Origin of the sequence: Rothia sp. CCM 9416, assembly GCF_048513535.1 — a bacterium.
Classification (GTDB): domain Bacteria; phylum Actinomycetota; class Actinomycetes; order Actinomycetales; family Micrococcaceae; genus Rothia.
Map to the genome: position 1 here is coordinate 21,535 of NZ_JBLXXR010000015.1, position 23,698 is coordinate 45,232.

At 57.2% G+C, this 23,698-nt stretch carries 15 protein-coding genes; 10 read left to right on the forward strand and 5 right to left on the reverse strand.

The window, feature by feature from the left end; genetic code table 11:
- Positions 1-29 precede the first annotated feature (29 nt).
- Both ACN080_RS07360 and ACN080_RS07365 read left to right on the forward strand, forming a co-directional pair.
- Positions 30-827, forward strand: a complete 798-nt coding sequence (locus ACN080_RS07360; RefSeq protein ID WP_419113434.1) for a DUF3710 domain-containing protein — start codon at positions 30-32, stop codon at positions 825-827.
- Positions 828-832: 5 nt separating this feature from the next.
- Entirely contained in the window at positions 833-1,351 is a 519-nt protein-coding gene (locus tag ACN080_RS07365) for an asparaginase (protein ID WP_419100507.1), read from the forward strand.
- A 69-nt stretch (positions 1,352-1,420) separates the two neighbouring features.
- Here the strand turns inward: ACN080_RS07365 and ACN080_RS07370 are convergent, their stop codons facing one another.
- Both ACN080_RS07370 and ACN080_RS07375 read right to left on the reverse strand, forming a co-directional pair.
- Positions 1,421-2,074 carry a potassium channel family protein gene (locus ACN080_RS07370; protein WP_419100506.1) on the reverse strand — a complete coding sequence of 218 codons (654 nt, stop codon included), beginning with the start codon at positions 2,072-2,074 and terminating at the stop codon, positions 1,421-1,423.
- Positions 2,065-2,757, reverse strand: coding sequence for a potassium channel family protein (locus tag ACN080_RS07375; protein ID WP_419100505.1), 693 nt, complete (start codon positions 2,755-2,757; stop codon positions 2,065-2,067). The genes ACN080_RS07370 and ACN080_RS07375 overlap by 10 nt, the downstream gene beginning before the upstream one ends.
- 213 nt (positions 2,758-2,970) lie before the next feature.
- On the opposite strand from ACN080_RS07375, the gene ACN080_RS07380 reads away from it, so the two are divergent.
- The gene (locus tag ACN080_RS07380; protein WP_419104300.1) at positions 2,971-4,902 is read left to right on the forward strand and encodes an APC family permease; all 1,932 of its coding nucleotides are present in this window, start codon (positions 2,971-2,973) and stop codon (positions 4,900-4,902) included.
- A gap of 74 nt (positions 4,903-4,976) precedes the next feature.
- A complete protein-coding gene (locus ACN080_RS07385) occupies positions 4,977-6,449 on the forward strand; it encodes a class I SAM-dependent RNA methyltransferase (protein ID WP_419113435.1) in 1,473 nt (490 codons plus the stop codon).
- A gap of 162 nt (positions 6,450-6,611) precedes the next feature.
- Here the strand turns inward: ACN080_RS07385 and ACN080_RS07390 are convergent, their stop codons facing one another.
- Positions 6,612-6,806 (reverse strand): DUF7455 domain-containing protein, encoded by a 195-nt coding sequence (locus ACN080_RS07390; protein WP_419113436.1) that lies wholly within the window; start codon positions 6,804-6,806, stop codon positions 6,612-6,614.
- Positions 6,807-6,984: 178 nt separating this feature from the next.
- On the opposite strand from ACN080_RS07390, the gene ACN080_RS07395 reads away from it, so the two are divergent.
- From ACN080_RS07395 to cydC, 5 genes are all read left to right on the forward strand, one after another.
- Positions 6,985-9,078, forward strand: coding sequence for a DNA gyrase/topoisomerase IV subunit B (locus ACN080_RS07395; RefSeq protein WP_419113437.1), 2,094 nt, complete (start codon positions 6,985-6,987; stop codon positions 9,076-9,078).
- Positions 9,079-9,114: 36 nt separating this feature from the next.
- The gene (locus tag ACN080_RS07400) at positions 9,115-10,131 is read left to right on the forward strand and encodes a malate dehydrogenase (RefSeq protein WP_419113438.1); all 1,017 of its coding nucleotides are present in this window, start codon (positions 9,115-9,117) and stop codon (positions 10,129-10,131) included.
- A 297-nt stretch (positions 10,132-10,428) separates the two neighbouring features.
- The gene (locus ACN080_RS07405; protein ID WP_419113439.1) at positions 10,429-12,000 is read left to right on the forward strand and encodes a cytochrome ubiquinol oxidase subunit I; all 1,572 of its coding nucleotides are present in this window, start codon (positions 10,429-10,431) and stop codon (positions 11,998-12,000) included.
- An 18-nt stretch (positions 12,001-12,018) separates the two neighbouring features.
- Positions 12,019-13,104, forward strand: a complete 1,086-nt coding sequence (cydB, locus tag ACN080_RS07410; protein WP_419113440.1) for a cytochrome d ubiquinol oxidase subunit II — start codon at positions 12,019-12,021, stop codon at positions 13,102-13,104.
- Between the two features lie 227 nt (positions 13,105-13,331).
- Entirely contained in the window at positions 13,332-17,027 is a 3,696-nt protein-coding gene (cydC, locus tag ACN080_RS07415) for a thiol reductant ABC exporter subunit CydC (RefSeq protein WP_419113441.1), read from the forward strand.
- Between the two features lie 171 nt (positions 17,028-17,198).
- Here cydC and ACN080_RS07420 read toward each other — a convergent pair whose 3' ends face one another.
- Entirely contained in the window at positions 17,199-19,805 is a 2,607-nt protein-coding gene (locus ACN080_RS07420; RefSeq protein WP_419113442.1) for a DNA gyrase/topoisomerase IV subunit A, read from the reverse strand.
- A 71-nt stretch (positions 19,806-19,876) separates the two neighbouring features.
- Complete coding sequence (locus tag ACN080_RS07425; RefSeq protein WP_419104309.1) at positions 19,877-20,644, reverse strand: hypothetical protein; 768 nt, start codon at positions 20,642-20,644, stop codon at positions 19,877-19,879.
- Positions 20,645-20,963: 319 nt separating this feature from the next.
- Here ACN080_RS07425 and acnA point away from each other — a divergent pair, with 319 nt between their 5' ends.
- Complete coding sequence (gene acnA / locus ACN080_RS07430; protein WP_419100494.1) at positions 20,964-23,648, forward strand: aconitate hydratase AcnA; 2,685 nt, start codon at positions 20,964-20,966, stop codon at positions 23,646-23,648.
- Positions 23,649-23,698 lie beyond the last annotated feature (50 nt).

Consider the following 23,698-nt stretch of genomic DNA (forward strand, 5'->3'; position numbering starts at 1 on the left):
ATCAGTAAAACTTTTACCCAGGAGAGTCAATGTTTGGTTTTGGCAAGAAAAAGCAGGAAGAAGTCGCGAGGGCAGATACCGAGAAGGTAGAAGAGCCTGAGAACCCTTCACCCGAGCAGGAGGCTGCACTCGACGAGTCAGCTGACAAGGCTACCGGCCCGACGAGTGACGATACCCCTGTTGTTTTTAGCCGTGAGGACGGCCCCTGGGATATCTCCGAAAAGTCTACTGGCCATCAGTATATTGACTTAGGTGGCCTGTTCATCAAGAGCAACCCCGGTTTGAACCTGCGACTTGAAGCAGATACAAAATCTCAGCAGGTGATCGCGGTGACCCTGCAGATGGGCGAAGGCTCACTCCAGGTCCAGGCATTCGCTGCCCCCAAGAGTCGCGGTATTTGGGAGGATATCCGTCATGAGCTCTCCGAGAGTGTTCGGCAACAGGGCGGCCAGGTAGAATTTTCCGACGGTGCTTTTGGGCGTCAGCTCATCACACGTGTACCTGCCGAACTGCCCGACGGTCGCAAGGGCTTTAGAATTGCCCGCTTTGTAGGCATCGATGGCCCCCGCTGGTTTGTTCGCGGTGTTTTCTCAGGTAAGGCTGTACTTCCTGGGCAGGACGCTAGCGCGCTTGAAGAAGTGCTCCGGAATATTGTTGTTAACCGTGGCTCCAAACCCATGGCTCCCCGCGACCTGCTCCCCATGCGCGTTCCCCAGAATATTCAGGAAGCCGCAGCCCAACAGCAGGCGGCTGCCCATGAAGGGGACTCATCTAAGCCTTCATTGGAAGTTCCCCGCCGCGGCCCTGAAATCACCGAGATCGGTTAAGCACTGTGGGCGAGACTGAACACCAGGGCACGGTGACCCGTCTTGAAGACTACCCGGAGCGGTTCAGAGCACGCGTTGCTGGCCGGGTAGAACTTGTTCGCATATCCCATGCCGGGATGAGCCCCCGGTTTGAGGTGACGCTAGGCGTTGAACGTTCTAGGCCGCTTCCTCCGGCAAAAACACACCCTATGACGGGTATGCCCATTGCAGAAACCGGTGAAGACCTGGATGACACTGCCGATGTCAGCACCACAGAGGATACCCCAACCGGTGAGATTTCGGTGCTGGATGCCGAAACAGGCTTTACTAGTCGTTTTAGTGTGACTAAGGCTGTTTCACGTGTCCTTTTTCCTGATTTTCCACCGCTGAAACCGGGGGTGAGGCTGACCCTGATTTGGCTGGGCCAGCACCAGGTCCCGGGTATCGAAGCGGGCGGCTATCTGCGGGTCTCCGGCATGCTTAGCACCAGAGAAGATACACCCACCATGTATAACCCTCGCTACGAGATTGTGCCCAACATGTAGGGCAAGTCCCCAAGCCAAAGGCCCCCGCTCTGTCAGAGAGCGGGGGCCTTACTGGTAAGAGAAATGCCTCTAGCTGAAGAGGGCACGGATGTCGTCCTCACCGGCAGGGGTGGTCACAAAGAAGAGCTCGTCACCTGCTTCTAGGACATCATCGCCGCTGGGCGCTATGGGGGAACCATCGCGGAGAATAGCGGTCAGGGTGGCTTCGTAGGGCCACTGCACGTTGTTAACGGTGTGCCCGATAATGGGATGATTGGCAGGTACGGTGTATTCGACCAGGGTGGCACTGCCTGATTTGAGGGTCAGCAGGCGGATCACGTCACCAACCTCTACGGCCTCTTCTACTAGGGCGGTCATCAGACGCGGGGTGGATACCGCAACATCCACACCCCAGGAATCGTCAAAAAGCCACTCATTCTTGGGGTTATTGACGCGGGCTACGGTACGGGGAACCCCGAATTCACTGCGAACAAGTAGAGAAACTACCAGGTTAGTTTTATCGTCGCCAGAAGCCGCGACCACTACGTCGGCGTTCTCTGGCTTGGCCTGACGCAGAACCGATAGCTCACAGGCATCACCGATAACCCAGTGGGCGTGCTGAATATCGCTCCGGCTAATGGCCTCGGGCTTAATATCGATAACAGTAACCGAGTGCCCGTGCGAAAGAAGTTCTCGGGCGCTCGATGAACCTACGGAACCTGCACCAATAACTATTACTTCCACTGCAGATCACCTTCGCTGTCTTGGGCAGGGGGTTCGCTTAAGATCCTCACGATATCGTTGATGTCTTCGGTGCGCATCATAGCGTGCAGAGTGTCACCCTGCTGGTAGGAGCTTTCTGGGGTGGGAAGCATACCCTCCCCAAAGCGGGTAATGTAGGCCATTCGCACGCCAGCTGCTTGTTCAATCTCGGTAATGGCATGACCAGCCCAGGCCTCGTGGAGCTGGAGCTCACCCAGCATGAGGCGGCCTGAGGCTTCACGGAAGTCACCAGCCATAGCCTGCTCCGGCAAGATACGGCGGAGCACCTGATCAGTGGACCACCGAACAGCTGCCACCGTGGGAACACCTAGACGCTGATAAAACTCTGCACGGTTGGGGTCATAGATGCGGGCAACAACGTGCCGAACGCCGAAGGTCTCACGAGCCACACGCGAGGCAATGATATTGGAGTTATCTCCAGAGGACACAGCCGCAAAAGCGTAGGCATGTTCAATTCCAGCTCGCTTGAGGGTTTCTCGATCAAAGCCGACACCGGTAACTTTCTTGCCCGCAAAATCTTTGCGCAGGCGGCGGAAAGAGCGGTCGTCTTGGTCGATAACAGCCACCGAGTGACCGGCGTCTTCCAAAGTATGGGCTAGCATGACTCCAACACGCCCCGCGCCCATAATTACAAAATGGGGCACACCGCACCTCATCACATCGTATAGGGAACACAAACTGGCTCCGCCACATGCCGAAGCCTCACCCTAGTCTACGCCCCTCAGAGCACCGAACCCATGGGCTAAGGGCTGTTCGCGGGCAATCGAGCTACTGTGTGCACAGAAAATGTGGTGTGTACGGCTGTTCTTTGAGGCGCCAAACGACTACGGTTACTACCTGTGAAGAATATTCGGAGTGTGTTCAGCCACCTAGTGCTTGGTGCGCCCGTCACCAGTAGACACGCAAAAAAAGGCAATCTGCCTAAGCGCCGTGCCCTGCCGCTCTTTGGTGCAGATGGGCTGTCGTCTGTTGCTTACGCACCCGATGAAATCTTGCTCACTCTGCTCATTGCCGGTCACGGTGCCCTCGTCTACTCACCCTTTGTGGGACTGGGAATTGCTCTGATCCTCCTGATCGTGGTGGGAACCTACCGGTACAACATCAATAGGGTAGGGGAGAAAGGCGACTTTGCCCTGGTTCACCAGAATTTGGGAACTGGTGCGGCAATGCTTCTGGGCGCGGCCCTCATGGTGGACTTTATCCTCACGGTCGCGGTATCTCTCTCATCGGCAGCCCAATACCTCGAGTCCATCACCCCCGCAATTCTGGGGCACCAAAGGCTTATTGCCTGCTCACTCATTGCGCTAGTAACCCTTCTGTGCTTGCGCGGGCTTAAATTTATGCTGGGAATCTCGCACCTCCCCTCCTATTTCTTCTTGATTCTTCTGACCGGCCTTATTGCTTGCGGCATCATTGCCGATAGCTCAGGTGACTTGGGCCTAGCTTCCTCAGCCTCCTACCGGCTAGTTAGCGATAAGGACGCAATGAACACTCTTACGACCCAAACCGGTATGGGGCTACTGCTGCTCCGGGCTTTTGCCTCCGGCTCTGTGGCTCTTACCGGTGTTAACACCATCAGCAACGCGGTGAACGCTTTTGCACCGCCACGCCAGCGCAATGCCGCAACCAGCTTGATGATTGTCGGTGGGCTTTCAGCGGTCTCTCTGCTGGGGGTGCTCTATCTAGCCCAAAAAACAGGTGTAGTTTTTGCGATTGACCCCAACCTCCTGATAATTGACGGTCAACCAGCAGGGGACGATTTCCACCAGGTCCCTGTTCTGCTCCAGATTACCCAAGCAATTTTTGCCCACCAGCTGGCAAGCGTCCTGATGGGTATTGCAACGGTAGGGGTCTTGATTGTGGCCGCTATGACAGCCTTTACCGGCTTCCCCATGCTGGCAACAACTATCGCAGCCAAACAGTACCTACCGGTGCAACTTTCAGCTCGCAGTTCCAGCTCGCTTTACGCCAACGGTGTGCTTGCCCTAGGCCTTAGCGCTATGTTCCTGGTAGCGGTGGTCGGGCCCGATGTCCACACGCTTGTACAGATGTACATCGTAGGTGTCTTTACTGCCATGACACTGACCCAGTACGCTGTGCTACGGAACAGGTGGAAAGCCCAACGTATCACCCTGGACCGTAAAAAACGACAGCATATCTGGCGGGATATAGCTATCACAGCAATTGGCGCTAGCGCATCTGTCATCGTTCTTACCGTCATTATCCTGACTAAATTCACGCACGGAGCCTGGGTTACCACCCTTCTCATACTTTTCTTGACTTGGACTATGAGCAAAATCAACAAACACTACACGCGTATCGACCAGCAACTAGACCTGGACGGTAACCTCCAAGAACTAGCGCGTGACTGCGCCCTACCATCCCGCGTCCACGCCCTGGTGTATGTTGAGCGGGTACGCAAGCCCGTTTTGCGGGCTCTGGCCTATGCACGGGCCTCGCGCCCGTCGTCTGTTGAAGCTCTGCTCGTCAACGTTGATGAGGCCCGAACCCGCGAAAACATCGATACCTGGAACGCTCTGCAACTACCGGTTAACCTGACCGTTCTTGATTCGCCCTACCGCGATCCCGTAGCAAGTGTGCTCGACTACATCCATCATCGGAGGCAAAAATCACCCCGCGATGTTGTGGTGATTTACCTGCCTGAATATGTGGTGGCACACCGCTGGCAAAGGTTCCTGCACCGCCGAACAGCTCACAAACTCAGGGGTCGGCTACGCCATGAGCCCGGAGTAGTGGTAGCGTCAGTCCCATGGCAACTCGAACAATAAATGACTGAGCCTGCCTTCCCCTTTTCTGGCTTACTGGCCACCTGCCATGAGCCCTATTCCTGATACGAGAACATATGAACACGCAAAATCCCACCACAGACACCGCCAGCTTCGACATAGGTAGCCTCGTGCAGGTAACACCCGAGCGGCCGGCACACGGCGGTGCCATGGTGGCTAGAGTTGGTGAGCGTGTTGTCTTTGTGCGCCACGCGGTTGTAGGCGAGACCGCGCTGGCGCGGATTACCGGGCGCGGTCCCAAGGGGCGGTACTTCTTCGCTGATGTTATCGCTGTTGACCAGCCCTCACCCCACCGCCGCCCCCACCCCTGGGAACCAGCCGATGCGCTCGCCCAGGAGAACCCTCTGGGAGGAATGGAATACGGGCACCTGCTACCCGCTACCCAGCGAGACTACAAGCGCCAGGTACTGGCTGAACAGCTGGTACGATTGGGCGGTCTTTCGGCTGAGCATCCACTCATCACCCAGCTTCAGGTGCAGGAGTTACCCCTTGAGGGTGAGGGCCCAGCAGACCTCGGTTGGCGGACCCGCGTTCACTACACCGTTGAAGGGGAGAGCGGGAAAATCGCCATGTTTAGGCACTCGTCCTCCGAACCTGTCCCCCTTGAGAGTTTCCCCCTGGCCGATATGCGTCTGCAAGAGCTTGAGCTTCACAAGCTCACCCTGGAGGGCCTTGCTCGGCTCGATGCAGCAGTTTCCGCCAGCAACATGGTGACCCTGGTTTTCTGGGTATCTGCTCAGACAAGACCTACCGACGTCGCCCCTGCAATCGAAGACCAGTGTCGCAAGCTGTGGGGCTCGCTGGAAGACCGCCAAATTACTCTCATCTTCCGCCCCGAAAAGCAGGGTGGACGCAAACGCGGCACCAAGCCCCAGGAGGTAGTTCTGGGTGCTGGGAACACCGAGCTGCTTGAAACGGCAACTGTCTATGCCCAAGATTTCTATTGGCTGGTTGATGCCACCGGCTTCTGGCAGATTCACCGTTCTGCCCCCGAGGTACTGGGGAATGCGGTACTTGAAGCTACCAAGCTGAAAAAGGGCATGACAGTCTACGACCTCTACGCAGGAGCTGGCCTCTTCACCGCCCTAGCGGCTGATGCGGTAGGGGATAAGGGCACGGTTCTTTCAGTAGAAGGGTCAGCTACCACTCACCGTAACGCCCGCACCAACTTTGCTGCCCAAGGTCCCTCCCGAACCCACCGATCAGAACGTACCAGTGTGCGACTTGAACGCGGTGACGTCTCAGCCGTCTTGGGCAAGCTCGGCCCTCAGGCGCTGGCCGGACGTTTTCCCACACCCGATCTTGTCATCTGCGACCCCTCCCGCGAGGGCGCAGGTAAAAAGGTCATGGAGCAGGTGAACGAGCTCAACCCCGCCACCATTGTTTATGTGGCCTGTGATCCTGCTGCTTTGGGGCGAGACACCGGCTATCTAGGCCAGGCTGGGTGGCAGCTGGCCTCTGTGCAAGGGTTCGATATGTACCCCAACACCCACCATGTGGAAGCTCTTGCTGTCTTTACTCGCAAGTAAACTTATGGCGGGTATGTATCTCACCTTTTGAAGATAAGAAGATACATACCCGCCATAGGTACTTGGCTGGGGTGCGATACTGGTTCTCAAGGGATTGATCCACTTTCAGGCCAGCAAAATAAGCAGCTTCATGGGAACTTATCTGATTCTGCTTGTGGAACCTTACCTGAGGCGCTCGGTCTGGTCGTCCCACTCTCTAGCTACCTCGCGCAGAGCATCTTCTTTCTGACGGGCATGATGGCCGCAGAAGAGAAGGTCGTTGCCCGATGCCAGTACTACTCGCACATAAGCCTGGGCACCGCAAGCATCGCAACGGTCGGCAGTGGTGAGTTCACGGGCTTCAAGAGTAGTAGCCATCGATAGCTCCTTTTCAATATAAGTTGGTTTACTTCCCATACAACCACTTTCGGTGCCTTAAAGCTTGTCCTTTCGCCCACAGCACTTAAACGACACCCGCCCCGAAGCCAGCCCGCCCCTACCTGGGCGTGTACTAAACTAAATAGGCACGCCCCACCCGTAATCCCAGGAGAGTTCCGTGGCCGCAAACACCTATACCGCGCGCAACCTATCTGTGCTCGAAGGCCTTGAAGCTGTTCGTAAGCGCCCCGGCATGTACATTGGCTCTACCGATTCCCGTGGCCTGATGCACTGTCTCTGGGAGATTATCGATAACTCTGTAGACGAGGCACTAGCCGGGTATGGCCAGTCAATTCAGGTTGTTCTCTACAAGGACGGTTCCGTTGAAGTGCAGGACGATGGGCGTGGTGTACCCACCGATATAGAACCCCGCACGGGCCTATCTGGCCTTGAGGTGGTCTATACCAAGCTCCACGCTGGCGGTAAGTTCGGTGGTGGTTCCTATACTGCATCGGGGGGCTTGCACGGTGTTGGTGCATCGGTGGTCAACGCGCTGTCCTCCCGTCTAGATGTGCAGGTGGACCGTGGCGGTAAAACCTACCAAATGAGCTTTAGACACGGGGTACCCGGTATCTTCGAGGACGGACGGACCCCCAAACCGCAGGCTCCTTTCAAGCCCTCTGATCAGGCTCTTGAGATTATCGGTAAGGCCAAACGCGGTGTGACCGGTACCCGTGTGCGTTACTGGGCTGACCCCATGATTTTTACTCCGGACGCCCGTTTTAGCTACAGCGAACTGGCCGCCCGGGCCCGCCAGACTGCTTTCCTGATTCCAGGCCTGCGTATTGCCGTGCGCGATGAACGCCGCCTGCCCGGTACCCCCGGTGAGCACGAAACCCACGAAGAAGTATTTCAACATGACGGTGGTATCGCGGAGTTTGTGGACTACCTGGCCCATGACCAGGCGGTTACCGATATCTGGCGCTTTAGCGGTAGCGAGACTTTTACCGAAACGGTCCCCGTCCTCGATGCAGAGGGGCACTCTCAGCTCACTGAGGTTGAACGGGAATGCGAGGTCGATCTTGCTCTGCGCTGGGGCACCGGCTACGAGACCAAACTCAGGACCTTCGTCAATATTATTGCTACCCCCAAGGGCGGTACACACCAGACCGGCTTCGAACAGGGGCTACTGAAAACTTTCCGCAAGCACATTGCCGATAATGCCCGCAAGTTTAAGGCCGGTAACGACAAGATCGAGAAGGACGACGTTCTTGCAGGCCTGACCGCCGTGCTGACTGTGCGCCTGGCGGAGCCCCAGTTTGAGGGCCAGACCAAGGAGATTCTGGGCACCCCCGCTGTGCGCCAGATTGTTTCTAAGGTTGTTGCCAAGGAACTGGCTAGCAAACTCAACTCAACCGCTCGCGGCGAAAAAACTCAGGCCGCCGCCGTCAGCGAGAAAGTCGTTGCCGAAATGAAATCGCGTATCTCCGCGCGAGTTCATAAGGAAACCCAGCGCCGCAAAAATGCCCTGGAAACTTCATCTATGCCCACCAAGCTGGTGGACTGCCGCTCCACCGACGTTGAAAAGTCCGAGCTCTTTATCGTTGAGGGCGACTCGGCTTTGGGGACGGCCCGCCTGGCCCGTTCCTCCAACTACCAGGCCCTGCTCCCTATTCGAGGCAAGATCCTGAATGTCCAGAAGGCTTCCCTGACAGATATGCTGGCCAACGCCGAGTGCGCGGCCATCATTCAGGTAATTGGTGCCGGGTCGGGGCGTACCTTTGACCTGGAGCAGAAACGCTATAACAAAATCATTATGATGACCGATGCGGACGTGGACGGTGCCCACATCCGTACCTTGCTCCTGACACTCTTCTACCGCTATATGCGGCCTCTGGTGGAACAAGGGCATGTCTATGCGGCTGTGCCGCCCCTGCACCGGGTAGAGGTGATTAAGCGCGGGACCGCCAACGAGATGATTTACACATACAGCGAGAAGGAATTGTACGAACTCCTTGCCCGCCTAGAATCTGAGGGTAAAAGCTATAAGGAACCTATCCAGCGCTATAAGGGGCTGGGCGAGATGGACGCTGACCAGCTAGCAGAAACCACCATGGACCCCCGCCAGCGTATGCTACGGCGCGTGCGGGTGGAAGATGCTGAAGCCGCCGAACGGGCTTTTACCCTGCTGATGGGTTCAGAGGTTGCGCCCCGTAAGGACTTTATTATCAGCGGCGCCCATAAGCTGGACCATACAGCAATCGACGCCTAAGCCTCTTGATGCCCGGTGCAGGGTAAAGTGTTATGCATGACACATACAATGAAGCACCCCGTTACTGTCACCGTTACCGGCGCAGCCGGTCAGATCGGCTACGCCAGCCTCTTCCGTATTGCGGCGGGGGAGATGCTGGGCACTGACACCCCCGTCCGCCTGCGGCTACTTGAAATACCTGCCGGTCTCAAAGCGGCAGAAGGTACCGCGATGGAACTTGCCGATTGCGCCTTCCCCCTGGTGGAATCAATTGACGTCACCGATGACCCCAATACCGGTTTTGAGGGCGCAAACCTTGCTTTACTGATTGGTTCCCGCCCCCGCACCAAGGGAATGGAACGGGCCGACCTGCTGGAGGCTAACGGCGGTATCTTCTCCGTGCAGGGCCGGGCAATAAACGATCGTGCGGCCGATGACATCAAGGTCGCAGTCGTGGGCAACCCTGCTAATACCAACGCGCTCATTGCCGCCAGCCACGCTCCCGATGTGCCTCTGGAGCGATTTACCGCTCTGACCCGTCTGGATCACCACCGCGCCGTCGCTCAGCTGGCTTTGGCTACTGGCAGCCCTGTAGATCAGATTGAGGGAGTTGCTATCTGGGGTAACCACTCAGCTAGCCAGTACCCGGACCTCTTCCACGCGACTGTTGCCGGACGGTCTGCTGTGGACCTGCTGACCCAGCAGGGACTGGGCCAGGACTGGGTAGAGAACACCTTTATCCCCAAGGTCGCCAACCGTGGGGCTGAGGTTATCTCGGTACGAGGGGGCTCTTCCGTAGCTTCTGCGGCCCATGCTGCCCTCATGCATGTACATGACTGGGTGCTGGGAACGGGGGAGAGCTGGACCTCTATGGCTGTGCCCTCGGACGGCTCCTATGGGGTAGCCGAAGGGATTATTAGCTCATTCCCGGTACGTTGCACCGGTGGGGTGTATGAGATTATTCACGGTCTAGAACACTCAGATTTCTCTCAAAAGCGCATAGCGGCTTCTGTCGCTGAGCTGGTTGAGGAGAAACAGGCCGTGGCCTCCTTGGGGCTGCTGGGTCCTCGATAGAAGAAAGCTCAGGCCTGTGACTATGCTCCATACCCTCAAACCCTTGAAGAGGGATAAGTAGAAGGTTAGGCTCCCGCTGGTGGATTTCATACCAGCGGGAGCCTTAGCGTTTAAATGACCTTTTCATGCCCGTCAAATCACTGTTATTTCGGGTCAAATACACCCTAAGTTAGCGCTCATCAAGGTCAGTTATTCTAAAGCAAGTTACTCAAAGAGGGCCTACCTGCCCAGACTGCTGGGTTGTCTTTCAAACAGGGATAGTTCAGCCCTCCACCCACACCACCTTTAGGATTGTTCATGGACCCCCTCGAAATAGCGCGGTGGCAATTCGGTATCACCACCGTCTACCACTTCATGATGGTGCCGCTGACCCTGGGCCTGGGCGCGGTTGTCGCCGGCTTCTACATCGCCTACGTACGCACCCAGAAACACGAATACAAGCGAATGACCAAGTTCTGGGGCAAGCTCTACCTGATTAACTTCATTATGGGCGTGGCCACCGGCTTGGTCCAAGAATTCCAATTCGGCATGGCCTGGAGCGAATACTCACGCTTCGTAGGCGACGTATTCGGTGCGCCTCTGGCCATGGAAGGTCTGCTGGCCTTCTTCGTCGAATCCACCTTCTTGGGCCTCTTCATTTTTGGCTGGGACAAACTCAAGCCCAAAGTACACGCCACCTGCCTCTTCCTGGCAGTAGCCGCCTCCTGGCTCTCGGCCTATTTCATCATTGTGGCTAACTCCTGGATGCAGCACCCCGTGGGCGTCGAACTGGTTGACGGCCGCCCCGTCATGACCGACGTATGGGCAGTGCTCACCAACAACACTGCCCTGGTTGCCTACCCCCACGCTATCTTCGGCTCTCTCCAGGTAGCTGGTGGTTTTCTGGTCGGTATTGCCTGGTACAAGCTCTGGAAGCGCCGCCAGGACGGCATCGACACCATGGGCGAAAACGGTAGGGTTCTTGTGGGCGAGAGCGCCGAGGGCGCACGCGACAAAGCTGACTTTTCCGTCTGGTTCAAGTCACTACGCATCGGTGCAATCGTTGGTTTCGCGGCCTTTATCGGTACAGCTTTTACCGGCCACCACCAGGCCCAGCTCATGATTGAGCAACAGCCCATGAAGATGGCCGCCGCAGAAGCTGCCTGCCACGACGGGACAGGCTTCTCCCTGCTCTCCCTCTCCTCGCCCGGCGCCCAGGATTGCGATAAGGTACAAGCCGTTATCGAAATTCCCGGCCTGCTCTCCTTCCTGGCCTACAACAACTTCACTACCGATGTCGCCGGTATCAATACCCTGCTCCCTCAGTACCAGCAAACCTACGGCACTCACCTGCCCGATAACCCAGAACTTTACGGTGACCGTGCAGGCAACGAAATCAACTACCTACCCCTCATGGAAGTTACCTATTACGGCTTCCGCGGCATGATTACCTTCGGTGGTATCAGCGCCCTTTCCTTCCTCTACGTCCTATGGGTCACCCGCAAGAAAGGGGAAGGTACCGTGCCCGGAGCCCGCTGGATATCAAACCTGGCTATTGCCGGTATCCTCGCCCCTTTTGGTGCTAATGCTACTGGCTGGATCTTCACCGAAATGGGCCGTCAGCCTTTCGTCGTTGCCCCCAACCCCGAAGGTAACCCCGCCATCATGATGTTCACCGCCGCCGCCGTCTCACCGGGAGTATCCGGCTTTGAAGTGCTCTTCTCCCTGATCTCACTGGGCCTGGTCTATGGTGTGCTGATGGTGGTTGAAATCTACCTGCTAGCTAAGTACGTCAAGGCTGGCCTTGTAGCAGCCATGCCAGAGCTGGTAGAAGATCCTCACGAAACTGACCTCAGCCAGGACAGAGACGTCCTCGCTTTTGCCTATTAGGAAAGGGGCTTGCACACCATGTTTGAGCTTTTTGCTAACCAGCCTCTTCTACCCACCATCTGGTTCGCCGTCATTGGTTTCTTCTGGGTGGGCTACATCATTCTGGACGGTTTTGACCTGGGTGTAGGTATGCTCATGAGCCCTTTCTTTGCCAAAGACGAAAAAGAGCGCCGCCTGCTCCTGAACACTATCGGACCGGTCTGGGACGGCAATGAGGTATGGATCGTGACCGCAGGTGCCGCCACCTTCGCGGCCTTCCCCTTCTGGTATGCTGCTCTCTTCTCGGCTCTCTATATTCCCCTGACCCTTGCTCTTTTAGCACTCATCTTCCGCGCTGTGGCTATTGAGTACCGGGGCAAGAAGAAGAGCGAGCGCTGGATTGCCGTTTGGAATACCGCCATTACTCTGGGATCTTTCTTGATCGCCTTCTTAGTGGGGGCACTGCTGGCCACAACCTCAACGGGCTTACCCCTTGACGCTAACGGCGACCGTGTAGGCGGCGCCTTTGCCTGGGTCACCCCAGCCGTATTTCTGGGCGGATTCTCTATGGTCGGGATGTCACTACTGATGGGCCTGGCATTTGTAGCCCTCAAAACCGATGGGGATGTTCGCTACCGTGCTGGCTCAGCGCTGGTCAAGCTGACACCCGTCCTAGCTCTCCCGGCTATCCTCTGGGTCCTGTACATGCAGGTAACCACAGGCAATATGGTGTCCTACCTGCTCACAGGCTTAGCCCTTATTGCGCTAGGGGCTGGCTGGCTGGGCGCTATTGGTGCTTATGAGGGGCGGGCATTTGCCGGGTACGCCAGCTTTATCGGTTTCGCTATTCTGGCGGTTTTCCTAGCTCTTTACCCCAAGGTCCTACCCTCAACCCTGGATCCAGCTTTTGACCTGACCATTACCAAGGCATCGAGCTCCGAGTACACTCTGAGAATCATGTCTGTGGTAGCGGCCTGTGGTATTCCTATCCTGCTGGTCTACCAGGGATGGACCTACTGGGTATTCCGCAAGCGTCTGCTGGTTGAGAGCATTCCTGCCGCGCACGATGTTACTGAACTCGCCCAGCAGCCTACCCGCACTAGTGCCCACACAAGGGGCCTCTAAAAAGAACTCGAACATCCACTCATATCTACACCCTTGCTACCACCTGTTGGGTGTTGACCAAGAGGGGGGGTGGGAGACTACCCCCAGCACCCCCCCCTTGTGGGCGGAATCAGTCTTGATGTGTGCCTATACCCACTAGCTGTAGTCTAAAAAGCTTGCCGTGTAGCGGCATAAGAACGCACTAGAATGATGAACAAATGTTCGCGGCACCAAGGACACCACAGCCTATGAAGACTCCCGTTTCAAGCAAACGGCCCCCACTGGGGCCCCACGCCAGGCGAAATCTCACTGTCTTCGCGGTCTTAACTGCGGTGAAGACTCTCGCACTGGTTATTTTTGCAGCGGTTTTGGGTACAGCACTGACCTTGCTGGCTCGCATGACCTACTCGGTATTTCACGAGGGTGCAACCTACTCAAGTGCGCACCAGGAACAGCTTGCCATTTTTGCAGGTAATGGACAGGCCCAACTCACGGGTATTCTCTGGGCCAGCCCTTTCATGGAACCCGGCTTGCTCTCCCTTTCACTCACGGGTCTGCTGGCTCTCTTGATTCGAGCTGGTGCCGACTGGTCACTGACCTTTTATGCTCAGAAAGCTGCCACCGGGGCTAAAACGGTCATCCGCCGTAAGATGATTCGACGTGTCCTGGCCACCGGCGGTATGGACACCCCCGATGGTACCGGCGCAACAGCAGTGCTCCTGTCACGCGGACTAAACTCCTTGGACGACTACTACACCAAGACTCTGACAGCTTTTGTTTCTAGCGCGGTCATACCGGCTCTGCTGCTGATCTTCATTGCTATCTACGACTGGGTTTCAGCCCTGGTCATTGTGTGCACTTTGCCCCTTATTCCGCTTTTCATGGTGCTTATTGGTCGCACTACTCAGGAGGACACCGCCCGCGCTCAGCGCGATTTGCTGCGCCTCTCCGACCACATCGTTGAGCTGGTCAAGGGCTTGCCCGTGCTCGTTGGCCTGGGCCGATCACGGGCACAGTCAAAGGCGCTGGGTGAACTGGGGGAGCGCTACCGGCGAGCAACCATGTACACCCTACGCAGTGCCTTCCTTTCCTCCCTTGCGCTGGAACTTATTACGACTATTTCCGTAGCTCTTGTTGCTGTACTCATTGGTCTGCGCCTGATTGAGGGCAACCTGGGCCTGGACGTCGCTCTCTTCGCGCTACTCTTAGCCCCCGAGTGCTACCAGCCCCTGCGTGATGTCGGCACCGCCTACCACCAATCGGAAGAAGGAATTGCTTCCCTCCGCCGAGCACAGGCCATTATCGACCAGCCGATAGCACCCGCCACGGTTGCCCCTGCTGGCGATGTGATTTCGGTTCGTCAGCTATCGGTTTCCTACCCGGGGCGCGCCAAAACCTTGACGAGTGTTAACTTCAGCCTGGTCCACGGAACAACGACTGCGATTACCGGCCCCTCAGGGTGTGGTAAAACCACGCTACTGTCCGTCTTGGGCGGTGCCCTGCGCAATGGGCTGGTCCCAACAGGCGCAACCGGCCCCGTTGAGGTGCAGGGCTTGGTTTCTGGCCTGGGTAACACCGTATGGATTAGCCAATCACCTACTTTCATTGCTTCTACAGCCTTGGCAGAAGTAGCCCTCTACGCAACTGTGACCCGTGGCGAGGGTGCCCTCGATGGCATCAACTACGCAGCTGGGCTACTTGATGAGTCGATCAAATTTACCGATGAGGACCGTGAATACTTTGGGCAGTACCTCGAGGCTGTCGGGCTGGGTAACCTGGCCGAACTTCCGCCCGAGTCCCTCTCTTCGGGCCAGATGCGCCGCCTGGCAATTGCGCGTGCGCTTGCGCGGGTAGCTATGCTCCAGACACAAGAGCAAGGTGTCACAGTCCTGATCGATGAGCCAACAGCTCACCTTGATCCAGTATCAGCGGCCAAAGTGAACGTCGCCCTTGCAGCGCTTCAGGAAACCGGGGCAACCCTGATTATTGTCACTCACGACACGGAACTTGCTGCCGCAACGAATCATGTCCTCGAAGCCACCCCCAAGCCGCACGGGGTGGATTGGGAACTCCGAGCGCAGAATGCTCATAGCCTCGGCAAATTTGCTCTGGCATCACTTGCGACCGCTCTTGAGAACGGCCAGCTGGCTGACTCAGAGCCCTCTACTGTGCCGGTTGCGTCTGCCTCACCTCAGCTAAAGCGCCGCAAGCCCGGTATCTTCAAAACCCTGCGAACATTGGGCTCAATTACCGGCCTGAGCCTACCAAGGGCGGTAGTACCTGTACTTCTTTCGGTTCTTACCCTTGTTTTTGCGGTAAGCCTGACCGCCCTGTCGGGCTGGCTGATTGTTCGTGCCGCTGAACAGCCAGCTATGATGTATCTTCTTCTTGCCGTGACGGGTGTCCGTTTCTTTGGTTTGGGCCGAGCTTCGAGCCGTTACGCTGAGCGCCTGCGCACCCATAACCTGGTCCTCGATGCAGCCAATAGGCTCCGGGTCAGTGCCTGGGATGCCGCCGGGCGAACCGTCCTTTCAGTGCGTTCCCTGCTCCGCGGTGACAAGATTCTGGACCGTTTGGTGGGAGATATCGATGAGCTGCGTGATGCCATGCCTCGCGTTATCCTGCCCGTGGCATCACACCTTATCGTGATGGTACTTGTCGTGGGAGTAACCGCTTGGGCTACCCCGCAGGCAGTCGTTCCCGTTGTCCTCGCTACACTTAGTGCAACCTTGGTCATCCCTGCTTTCGTTCTCAGGGCCGATGCCCGCGCAGACTTTGTCGCGCGCCGGGAAACCTCGGCTATGCTCCGCTTGGGTGTTTCAGCGCTTGATGCTGCCAGCGACCTGCACAATAACGGGCTAGACCAGACCGTTGCCCTGGCAATCTCTCGCCAAGATGGTGCCGGCACAGCTTCCAAGCTGAGAAGTTCACGAGCTGTTGGCTTGGGCCAGGGCCTGATGGTTGTCACCTGGTGGGGCGCTGCCCTCGCTGTGCTGGCTTCGGTATGGTCTGCTGCGGAAAGCGGTGAGGTCACCGCTCCTCTTGCCGCCCTTGTCGTTTTGATGATGACCGGGCTGTTCGAGACTACCTCTGGTCACCTTGAAGCGGTACGTTCATGGCCTGCCTTCGCGGCTCTTGTGGAACGTACTCGAGCTAACTTTGAAGTAGTTCACCACAAGGACGATGTTGAAGCCGCTAGGTCCGGTGAAATCCGTGACATCCTGGGTGATCCAGGGGTGGGTGCAAAGAACAGGTCTGCACACAGCTCCATTACTTTGGAACTTGACTCGCTTTCTGCCCGTTGGCCCGATATGAACCAGCCGGTATTCAAGCAGCTGAGTGCTTCTGTATCGTCGGGGCAGTGGCTGGGTATTACGGGGCCGTCGGGCTCAGGTAAAACTACCGCCCTTGCTACACTCCTGGGCTTCCTGCCGGCGGAACAGGGGCAGATTCGTGTCAACGGCAAGATCTTTGATGCGCAGTCACTGCGTGGCTATGCGGCCTGGTGCCCGCAGTCAGCTTATATCTTTGAATCGACCATTGCTAATAACCTGGCGATTGCGCGGGCAGCCGATGAACGCCCCACCGAAGAAGAAATGTACGAGGTGCTGGACCGTGTTGGGTTAGGCGACTTTGTGCGTTTGCTACCTGCTGGTTTGAACACCCCGGTGGGTGCCGGTGGCTCCTACATGTCGGGTGGACAGCGTCAGCGTATCGCTATTGCCCGTACCCTGCTGGTGGACTCTCCTCTGCTCTTGATGGATGAGCCCACCGCTCACCTGGATGCCCCCGCTGCCGTGGCCCTGATCAATGAGGTAGCCAGGGGGACAAAACGCAACCCCGGACAAGCTCTCGAAGGCAAAACCAAGCTCCCCGCTGTGGTGCTGGTCTCGCACAGGGCAGAGGACATAGAGGCCTGTGACACCCTGGTGAGCTTGCGCTAGAGTCACTGAAGTTTAAGGAGCACAATCATTGGGCCTGCCAGCTGGAGTGGGTCTAGGAGGCTACTGCCCGCTTCTATCCCACGGATTCTAGCAACTGCTCCTGAGCCACTCAATACCTTTGGGCCTATCTGGTATGAGATAGGCCCGGCCAGATGCTAAGTTTTGCTTCTTCTAGAAGAGCGGGTCGATAAGGGGGGTAGCCGTGGGCCTACCGGGGTCCTCAGCTACCTCCACTGGGTCTTGCTCAACCGATTGGCTGACGGCAGGCTGTGCCGGAAGCTTCTGTTCCGTGACAGCCTGGTAGTTAGGGCCAATCGCATCAATCCCCTGGGTCAGTAGGACACCGGAGCCATCTCGGGGCCCGAACTCTGTGGGCAGGGTGCGCGCAACACCGGCGGTAGAGACCGCCTTGGCAGGGCCAAGACCTACCCAGGCGAGGGCAAGAGCATCTTCACCCTTGAGGAATCGGTGGGCCCGTACACCCGCTGTAGCACGGCCCTTCTGCGGGAACTCGGTGAGCTCCGTAACCTTGGCCGTAGCGCCCTCGTCCCTGCCATTGGTAATAGTGACAACGTGCGCGGTATCCGTGGGGGCGGTAACACCTAAGGCAATGAGCTTATCGTCATCTGCAACCTTCATACCGGCCATACCACCACCGGTACGGCCCTGGGGGCGGACCTTGCCCGCATCAAAGGTCAGAAGCTTGGCCTGTTCGGTAACAAAAGTCAGCACAGCATCGTTGGAGTCGCATACAGCGGCTGCCACAACCGTATCCTTGGGCTTGAGCTTGATAATCTCAAACTCCGTGGCGTTAAGCGGGTAATCGGGGTTGACCCGTTTGATGACACCGCGTTCGGTGGCAAGAGCTACAACAGCGTTGAGGGGAACCATGCCGATGAGCTTTTCACCCCGTGCCAGAGAAATAGCCTCGGCGGCCTTAACACCGCTGGCAAGCTGGGGAGCTCCAGAACTTTCTTCCAGAACCGGGATATCAATGACCGGTACACGCACCAGGCGACCGCGAGAGGTCACCGCACCGATTTCACCCCGGGCGCTGGTGGGGACCACCGATAGGAAAGCATCGTGTTTGAGGCGCTTGCCGGGGTCAACAAGCGCTTGGCGCTGGCCTTTGACACCTCGAGTACGGCCCAGCTGGCCGGAGGTAGAGAGAATAACCCAGCAGGGGTCATCGGCAATTTCCAGGGACAGCGCGGCCTCTTTCTTGGCCTTAGAAGCGCTGGCGGCAAGAGCCGCAACAGCATCGGCCAGCTCGTCCTTGCTCACAATCTTGGTGCGGCGGTCGGTACCGTACTCATCGGCTACAGCTTGGAGTTCGTCGGAGACCAGAGCGCGGAGCTTGGTATCGGAGGCCAAGATTTCCTGGAGCTGGGCAATCTCAGCCAGTAGCTCTTCACGCTCTTTTTCAAGCTCAAGACGGGAGTACTTGGTGAGCTGGCGCAGGCGCAGCTCCAGGATGTGGTTGGCCTGAATCTCTGTCAGGTCGAAAATATCCATCAACCGGGTACGAGCCTGAGCGGTTTCGTCCGAAGTGCGAATAATCTGAATGACTTCGTCGATATCCAAAATGGCAACCAGCAGACCCTCCACCAGGTGCAGGCGGTCCTGGCGTTTGCCCAGGCGGTGGCCGGTGCGGCGGCGGACCACATCGATGCGGTGATTTACATAGACGTGAAGTAGGTCCATGAGCCCCAGAGTCTGCGGCTGGCCGTCAACCAGGGCAACATTGTTAATGCCAAAAGAGTCTTCAAGCGGGGTGTGCTTGTAGAGTGCTGCTAGAACAGCCTGGGGGTTAAAGCCGTTCTTGATTTCAACGACCATGCGCAGGCCGTTTTTGCGGTCAGTCAGGTCAACAACGTCAGAGATGCCCTGAATCTTTTTAGAGTTAACCCCGTCCTTGATTTTTTCGATGACCTTTTCGGGGCCAACCAGGTAGGGGAGCTCGGTAATGACGATACCCTGTTTGCGGGCGGTGACCCGTTCAATGGATACCTTGGCGCGGGTCTTGAAGATACCCCGCCCTTTTTCATAGGCATCCTTGATACCGCTGGTTCCCACGATCGTGCCACCGCTGGGCAGATCGGGCCCGGGAACAAACTTCATGATGTCTTTGAGGCTGGCATCGGGGTGTTCGAGCAGGTGCCGAGCCGCGGCAATGACTTCACGGAGGTTGTGCGGGGCCATGTTGGTGGCCATACCCACGGCAATACCGGAGGACCCATTAACTAGCAGGTTGGGGTAGGCCGCCGGTAGGACGGAGGGCTGCATGAACTGGTTGTCGTAGTTGGGTACAAAATCTACGACGTCTTCATCGAGGTCGGCGGTCATAGCCAGTGCGGCGGGGGCCATGCGTACTTCGGTGTAGCGGGAGGCCGCCGGGCCATCGTCCAGGGAGCCGAAGTTGCCGTGGCCATCGACTACGGGTAGGCGCATAGCGAAGGGTTGGGCCAGGCGCACCATGGCATCGTAGATTGCGCTGTCGCCGTGGGGGTGGAGTTTACCCATGACTTCGCCAATGACGCGGGCTGACTTGACGTGGCCCTTGTCGGGGCGCAGACCCATCTGTTGCATCATGTAGAGGATCCGGCGCTGGACGGGCTTGAGGCCGTCGCGGGCATCCGGAAGCGCGCGGGAGTAGATGACTGAGTAGGAGTACTCCAGGAAGCTGGTTTCCATTTCGCTGGTGACATCTATGTCGACAATGTTTTCGGTGATGTCGGTGGGGTAGTCATCATGCACTGTTGCGGTGCGGCGTGCCATTCAAACCTCTTGGTATCAGTGACTGGGCAGGGTGCCCTCTATCTTACCGCCTAGGTTGTGGTCAGGGGCTTTTATAGGGCTGTTTCTTCTTCCCACTGCTGTGGCCGGTGGCTCCGTATGGGCTTGAATGTAAAGTACAGTGCGGATAGGAAAAGGACCATCAGGGCCAGAGGCATAAAGATTCTGGTGGGGGCGTAGTCACCTCCGCCAATACCGAAGGTGTCGGCTATGCCCATTGCCATGTACCAGCCCCAGCCAAACAACAGGTTGGTCAGGCTCAGCGTGGCAGCGGCAGAGCACAGACCAACAGCACGAGCTGGCGAATACGCAATATTCTTACGCAGACGCATGTGCAGGGGGACCAAAACGGCCAGGGGTATGGCCGATACAAGGCCCTGGAACACCACAACCCGCTGGGAGAACTCACCTGCTTCTTTCAGCTGGCGGTATATCTCATCCAGTTCTAGGCCGGGCCGAGCCACCAGCGGGTTCCACATAAAGACGTGGGCTGTATAGAAAACAGCTAGGGCCAGGGTAAGAGTAATAAAGAGCAAGGGAAGTTTTGCGCCGGGTACCGGGTTAACCTTGTGCCGACGCTCTAGAACCTCTACAGGGTCCTGTGGTCTGATTGCCTCTGTCACAGCAAATGTGATGAACGATATGGCTTCAGCCAAGATGCAGAGCGCTAAAAAAATCAGCAGAGCATCCGCAGCTTCTGTGGGTATAGGTAAGCCGCCGAAGGCAGCTCCGCCAGTCAGAGCTAGCGCGCTTCCGCAGATAATCGTTGCCCAGCGGGCAATTGTATTAATGCGGGTTGAAGGGGTGTGGAGATCTGGCATAGGTCTGATTTTACTGGGGGAGAGACCCCCACGGGTAGTTTCTTTCTCACCCAGATGCAAGGTTTAGGGGTGACCTGTCTGCTGGGCAGTCAGCATGGGGTGTAAATGGCCCATATAATCTGCAACTGGCTTGCCCCTCACGAAACATTTACTAACGCTTTGTCTTCAAAATATGTGAACAACGTGATACGGGGTACACTAAGATGCAGTGGCTTTACGCCTTCCGGCTCACACTGAGCATCACACACCCACTGCACGGACGCGGTGGTACCGGAAGCGGGGAGCCGATCATAAGACAGTGTCGAGAGGAGTCCCACATATGAGCACTGTGGACAGCTTCGGTTCAAAGGGCGTTTTGAACGTCAACGGAACCGACTATGAAATTTTCCGTCTAAAGGCAGTAGAAGGCTCGCAAAAACTGCCCTACTCTCTTAAGGTTCTCCTAGAAAACCTTTTGCGCACCGAAGACGGCGCCAACATCACCGAGGGCCACATCAAGGCTCTTGCAAACTGGGATCCCAGCGCCGAACCGGACACCGAAATCCAGTTCACCCCCGCCCGCGTTATCATGCAGGACTTCACCGGCGTACCCTGTGTCGTTGACCTAGCTACCATGCGTGAGGCTGTCAAGGAACTGGGCGGAGATCCCTCCAAAATCAACCCCCTGGCACCTGCTGAACTGGTCATCGACCACTCCGTTCAGATCGATAACTTCGGTACCGCTGATGCCATTACCCGCAACATGGATATCGAGTACCAGCGCAACGGCGAACGCTACAAGTTCCTGCGCTGGGGCCAGACCGCTTTTGATGACTTTAAGGTCGTTCCCCCGGGCATGGGTATCGTGCACCAGGTCAACATCGAGTACCTGGCACGCACCATTATGGCCCGCGAAGTAGGTGGCGTTCTGCGTGCCTACCCCGACACCGTTGTCGGTACTGACTCCCACACCACCATGGTCAACGGCCTGGGCGTTCTGGGTTGGGGCGTTGGCGGTATTGAAGCTGAGGCAGCCATGCTGGGCCAGCCCGTATCCATGCTGATTCCGCGCGTCGTTGGCTTCAAACTCACCGGCTCTATTCCCGCCGGTGCTACCGCAACCGACGTTGTTCTGACCATCACCGAGATGCTGCGTCAGCACGGTGTTGTCGGTAAGTTCGTTGAGTTCTACGGTGACGGTGTTGGCCAGGTACCTCTGGCTAACCGCGCCACCATCGGTAACATGAGCCCCGAGTTCGGTTCAACTGCGGCCATGTTCCCCATCGACGAGCAGACTCTGGAATACCTGCGCCTGACCGGCCGCAGCCAAGAGCAGGTTGCACTGGTTGAGGCCTACACAAAGGAACAGGGTCTCTGGCACGATCCCTCAGCAGAGGTCGAGTACTCCGAGTACCTGGAACTGGACCTGTCCACCGTAGTGCCCTCCATCGCCGGGCCCAAGCGCCCCCAGGACCGTATCCAGCTCACCGATGCCAAGGAACAGTTCGCAAACGATATTAAGAACTACGCGGCTTCTGGCGAAGACGCTAAGTCCGTTGCCGTTTCAATGGCCGATGGCCGCGAGTTCGAGCTCAAGAACGGTGCAGTGTCGATTGCGTCGATTACCTCCTGCACCAACACCTCGAACCCTTCGGTCATGATGGCCGCCGGTGTACTGGCTCGTAACGCAGCAGCCAAGGGCCTGACAGCTAAGCCCTGGGTCAAGACCTCTATCGCACCGGGCTCCAAGGTTGTCACTGACTACTACGAGAAGGCTGGCCTCCTGCCTGACCTGGAGAAGCTGGGCTTCTTCGTTGTAGGCTACGGTTGCGCTACCTGTATCGGTAACTCCGGTCCGCTGGAACCAGAAATCTCCGAGGCCATTCAGGAAAATGACCTGTCCGTCACCGCGGTACTCTCCGGTAACCGCAACTTTGAGGGTCGTATCTCACCTGACGTCAAGATGAACTACCTGGCTTCACCGCCACTGGTTATCGCCTACGCCCTGGCCGGTAGCATGGACTTCGACTTCGAGAACGATGCCCTGGGTACCGACGCAGATGGCAACCCCGTCTACCTCAAGGACATCTGGCCTGACCCCGCCGAAGTACAGCAGATTATCGACGCCTCTGTCGATACCGACATGTACACCAAGGAATACGGCACCATCTTTGACGGTGACGAGCGCTGGCAGGCCCTGGACACTCCCACCGGCTCCACTTTCGAGTGGGACCAAAAGTCAACCTACGTGCGCAAGCCCCCATACTTTGAGGGCATGACCATGGAGATCACCCCCGTAGAGGACATCAAGGGCGCTCGCGTTCTTTTGAAGCTGGGCGACTCTGTGACCACCGACCATATCTCACCTGCAGGTTCCTTCAAGGCAGATACCCCTGCTGGCCGTTACCTGATTGAGAACGGGGTAGAGCGTAAGGACTTCAACTCCTACGGCTCACGCCGTGGTAACCATGAGGTCATGATTCGCGGTACCTTTGCCAACATCCGCATCAAGAATCAGCTACTGGACGGTGTTGAGGGCGGTTTCACCCGTGACTTCACCGCTGGCGGCGAGCAGACTACCGTTTACGATGCTGCACAGAACTACCAGGCTGCGGGTATCCCGCTGGTTGTACTGGGCGGTAAGGAATACGGCACCGGTTCATCACGCGACTGGGCAGCTAAGGGCACCACCTTGCTGGGCGTCAAGGCTGTTATTGCTGAGTCCTTCGAGCGTATCCACCGTTCTAACCTGATCGGTATGGGTGTTGTTCCCCTGCAGTTCCCTGCGGGTGAATCCCACGCCTCACTGGGCCTGACCGGTACCGAAACTTTCGATATCACCGGCCTGACCGAGCTGAACGAGGGGACTACCCCCAAGACCCTTAAGGTCACCGCTACTGCCGAAGATGGCACCGTCACCGAGTTCGACGCTGTAGTACGCATTGATACCCCAGGTGAAGCCGACTACTACCGCAACGGCGGTATTCTGCAGTATGTTCTGCGTAACCTGGTGCGCGGATCCTAACCAGCGCGCAACCTAGGCTGGCTCTAGCCAGTTAGTCTGGAGGGCCTGCT

Coding starts and splice junctions, on each gene's coding strand:
- ACN080_RS07360 (WP_419113434.1), top strand. CDS start 30: ATGTTTGGTTTTGGCAAGAAAAAGCAGGAAGAAGTCGCGAGGGCAGAT.
- ACN080_RS07385 (WP_419113435.1), top strand. CDS start 4,977: ATGAACACGCAAAATCCCACCACAGACACCGCCAGCTTCGACATAGGT.
- ACN080_RS07390 (WP_419113436.1), bottom strand. CDS start 6,806: ATGGCTACTACTCTTGAAGCCCGTGAACTCACCACTGCCGACCGTTGC.
- ACN080_RS07400 (WP_419113438.1), top strand. CDS start 9,115: ATGACACATACAATGAAGCACCCCGTTACTGTCACCGTTACCGGCGCA.
- ACN080_RS07405 (WP_419113439.1), top strand. CDS start 10,429: ATGGACCCCCTCGAAATAGCGCGGTGGCAATTCGGTATCACCACCGTC.
- cydB (WP_419113440.1), top strand. CDS start 12,019: ATGTTTGAGCTTTTTGCTAACCAGCCTCTTCTACCCACCATCTGGTTC.
- cydC (WP_419113441.1), top strand. CDS start 13,332: ATGAAGACTCCCGTTTCAAGCAAACGGCCCCCACTGGGGCCCCACGCC.
- ACN080_RS07420 (WP_419113442.1), bottom strand. CDS start 19,805: ATGGCACGCCGCACCGCAACAGTGCATGATGACTACCCCACCGACATC.
- ACN080_RS07425 (WP_419104309.1), bottom strand. CDS start 20,644: ATGCCAGATCTCCACACCCCTTCAACCCGCATTAATACAATTGCCCGC.
- acnA (WP_419100494.1), top strand. CDS start 20,964: ATGAGCACTGTGGACAGCTTCGGTTCAAAGGGCGTTTTGAACGTCAAC.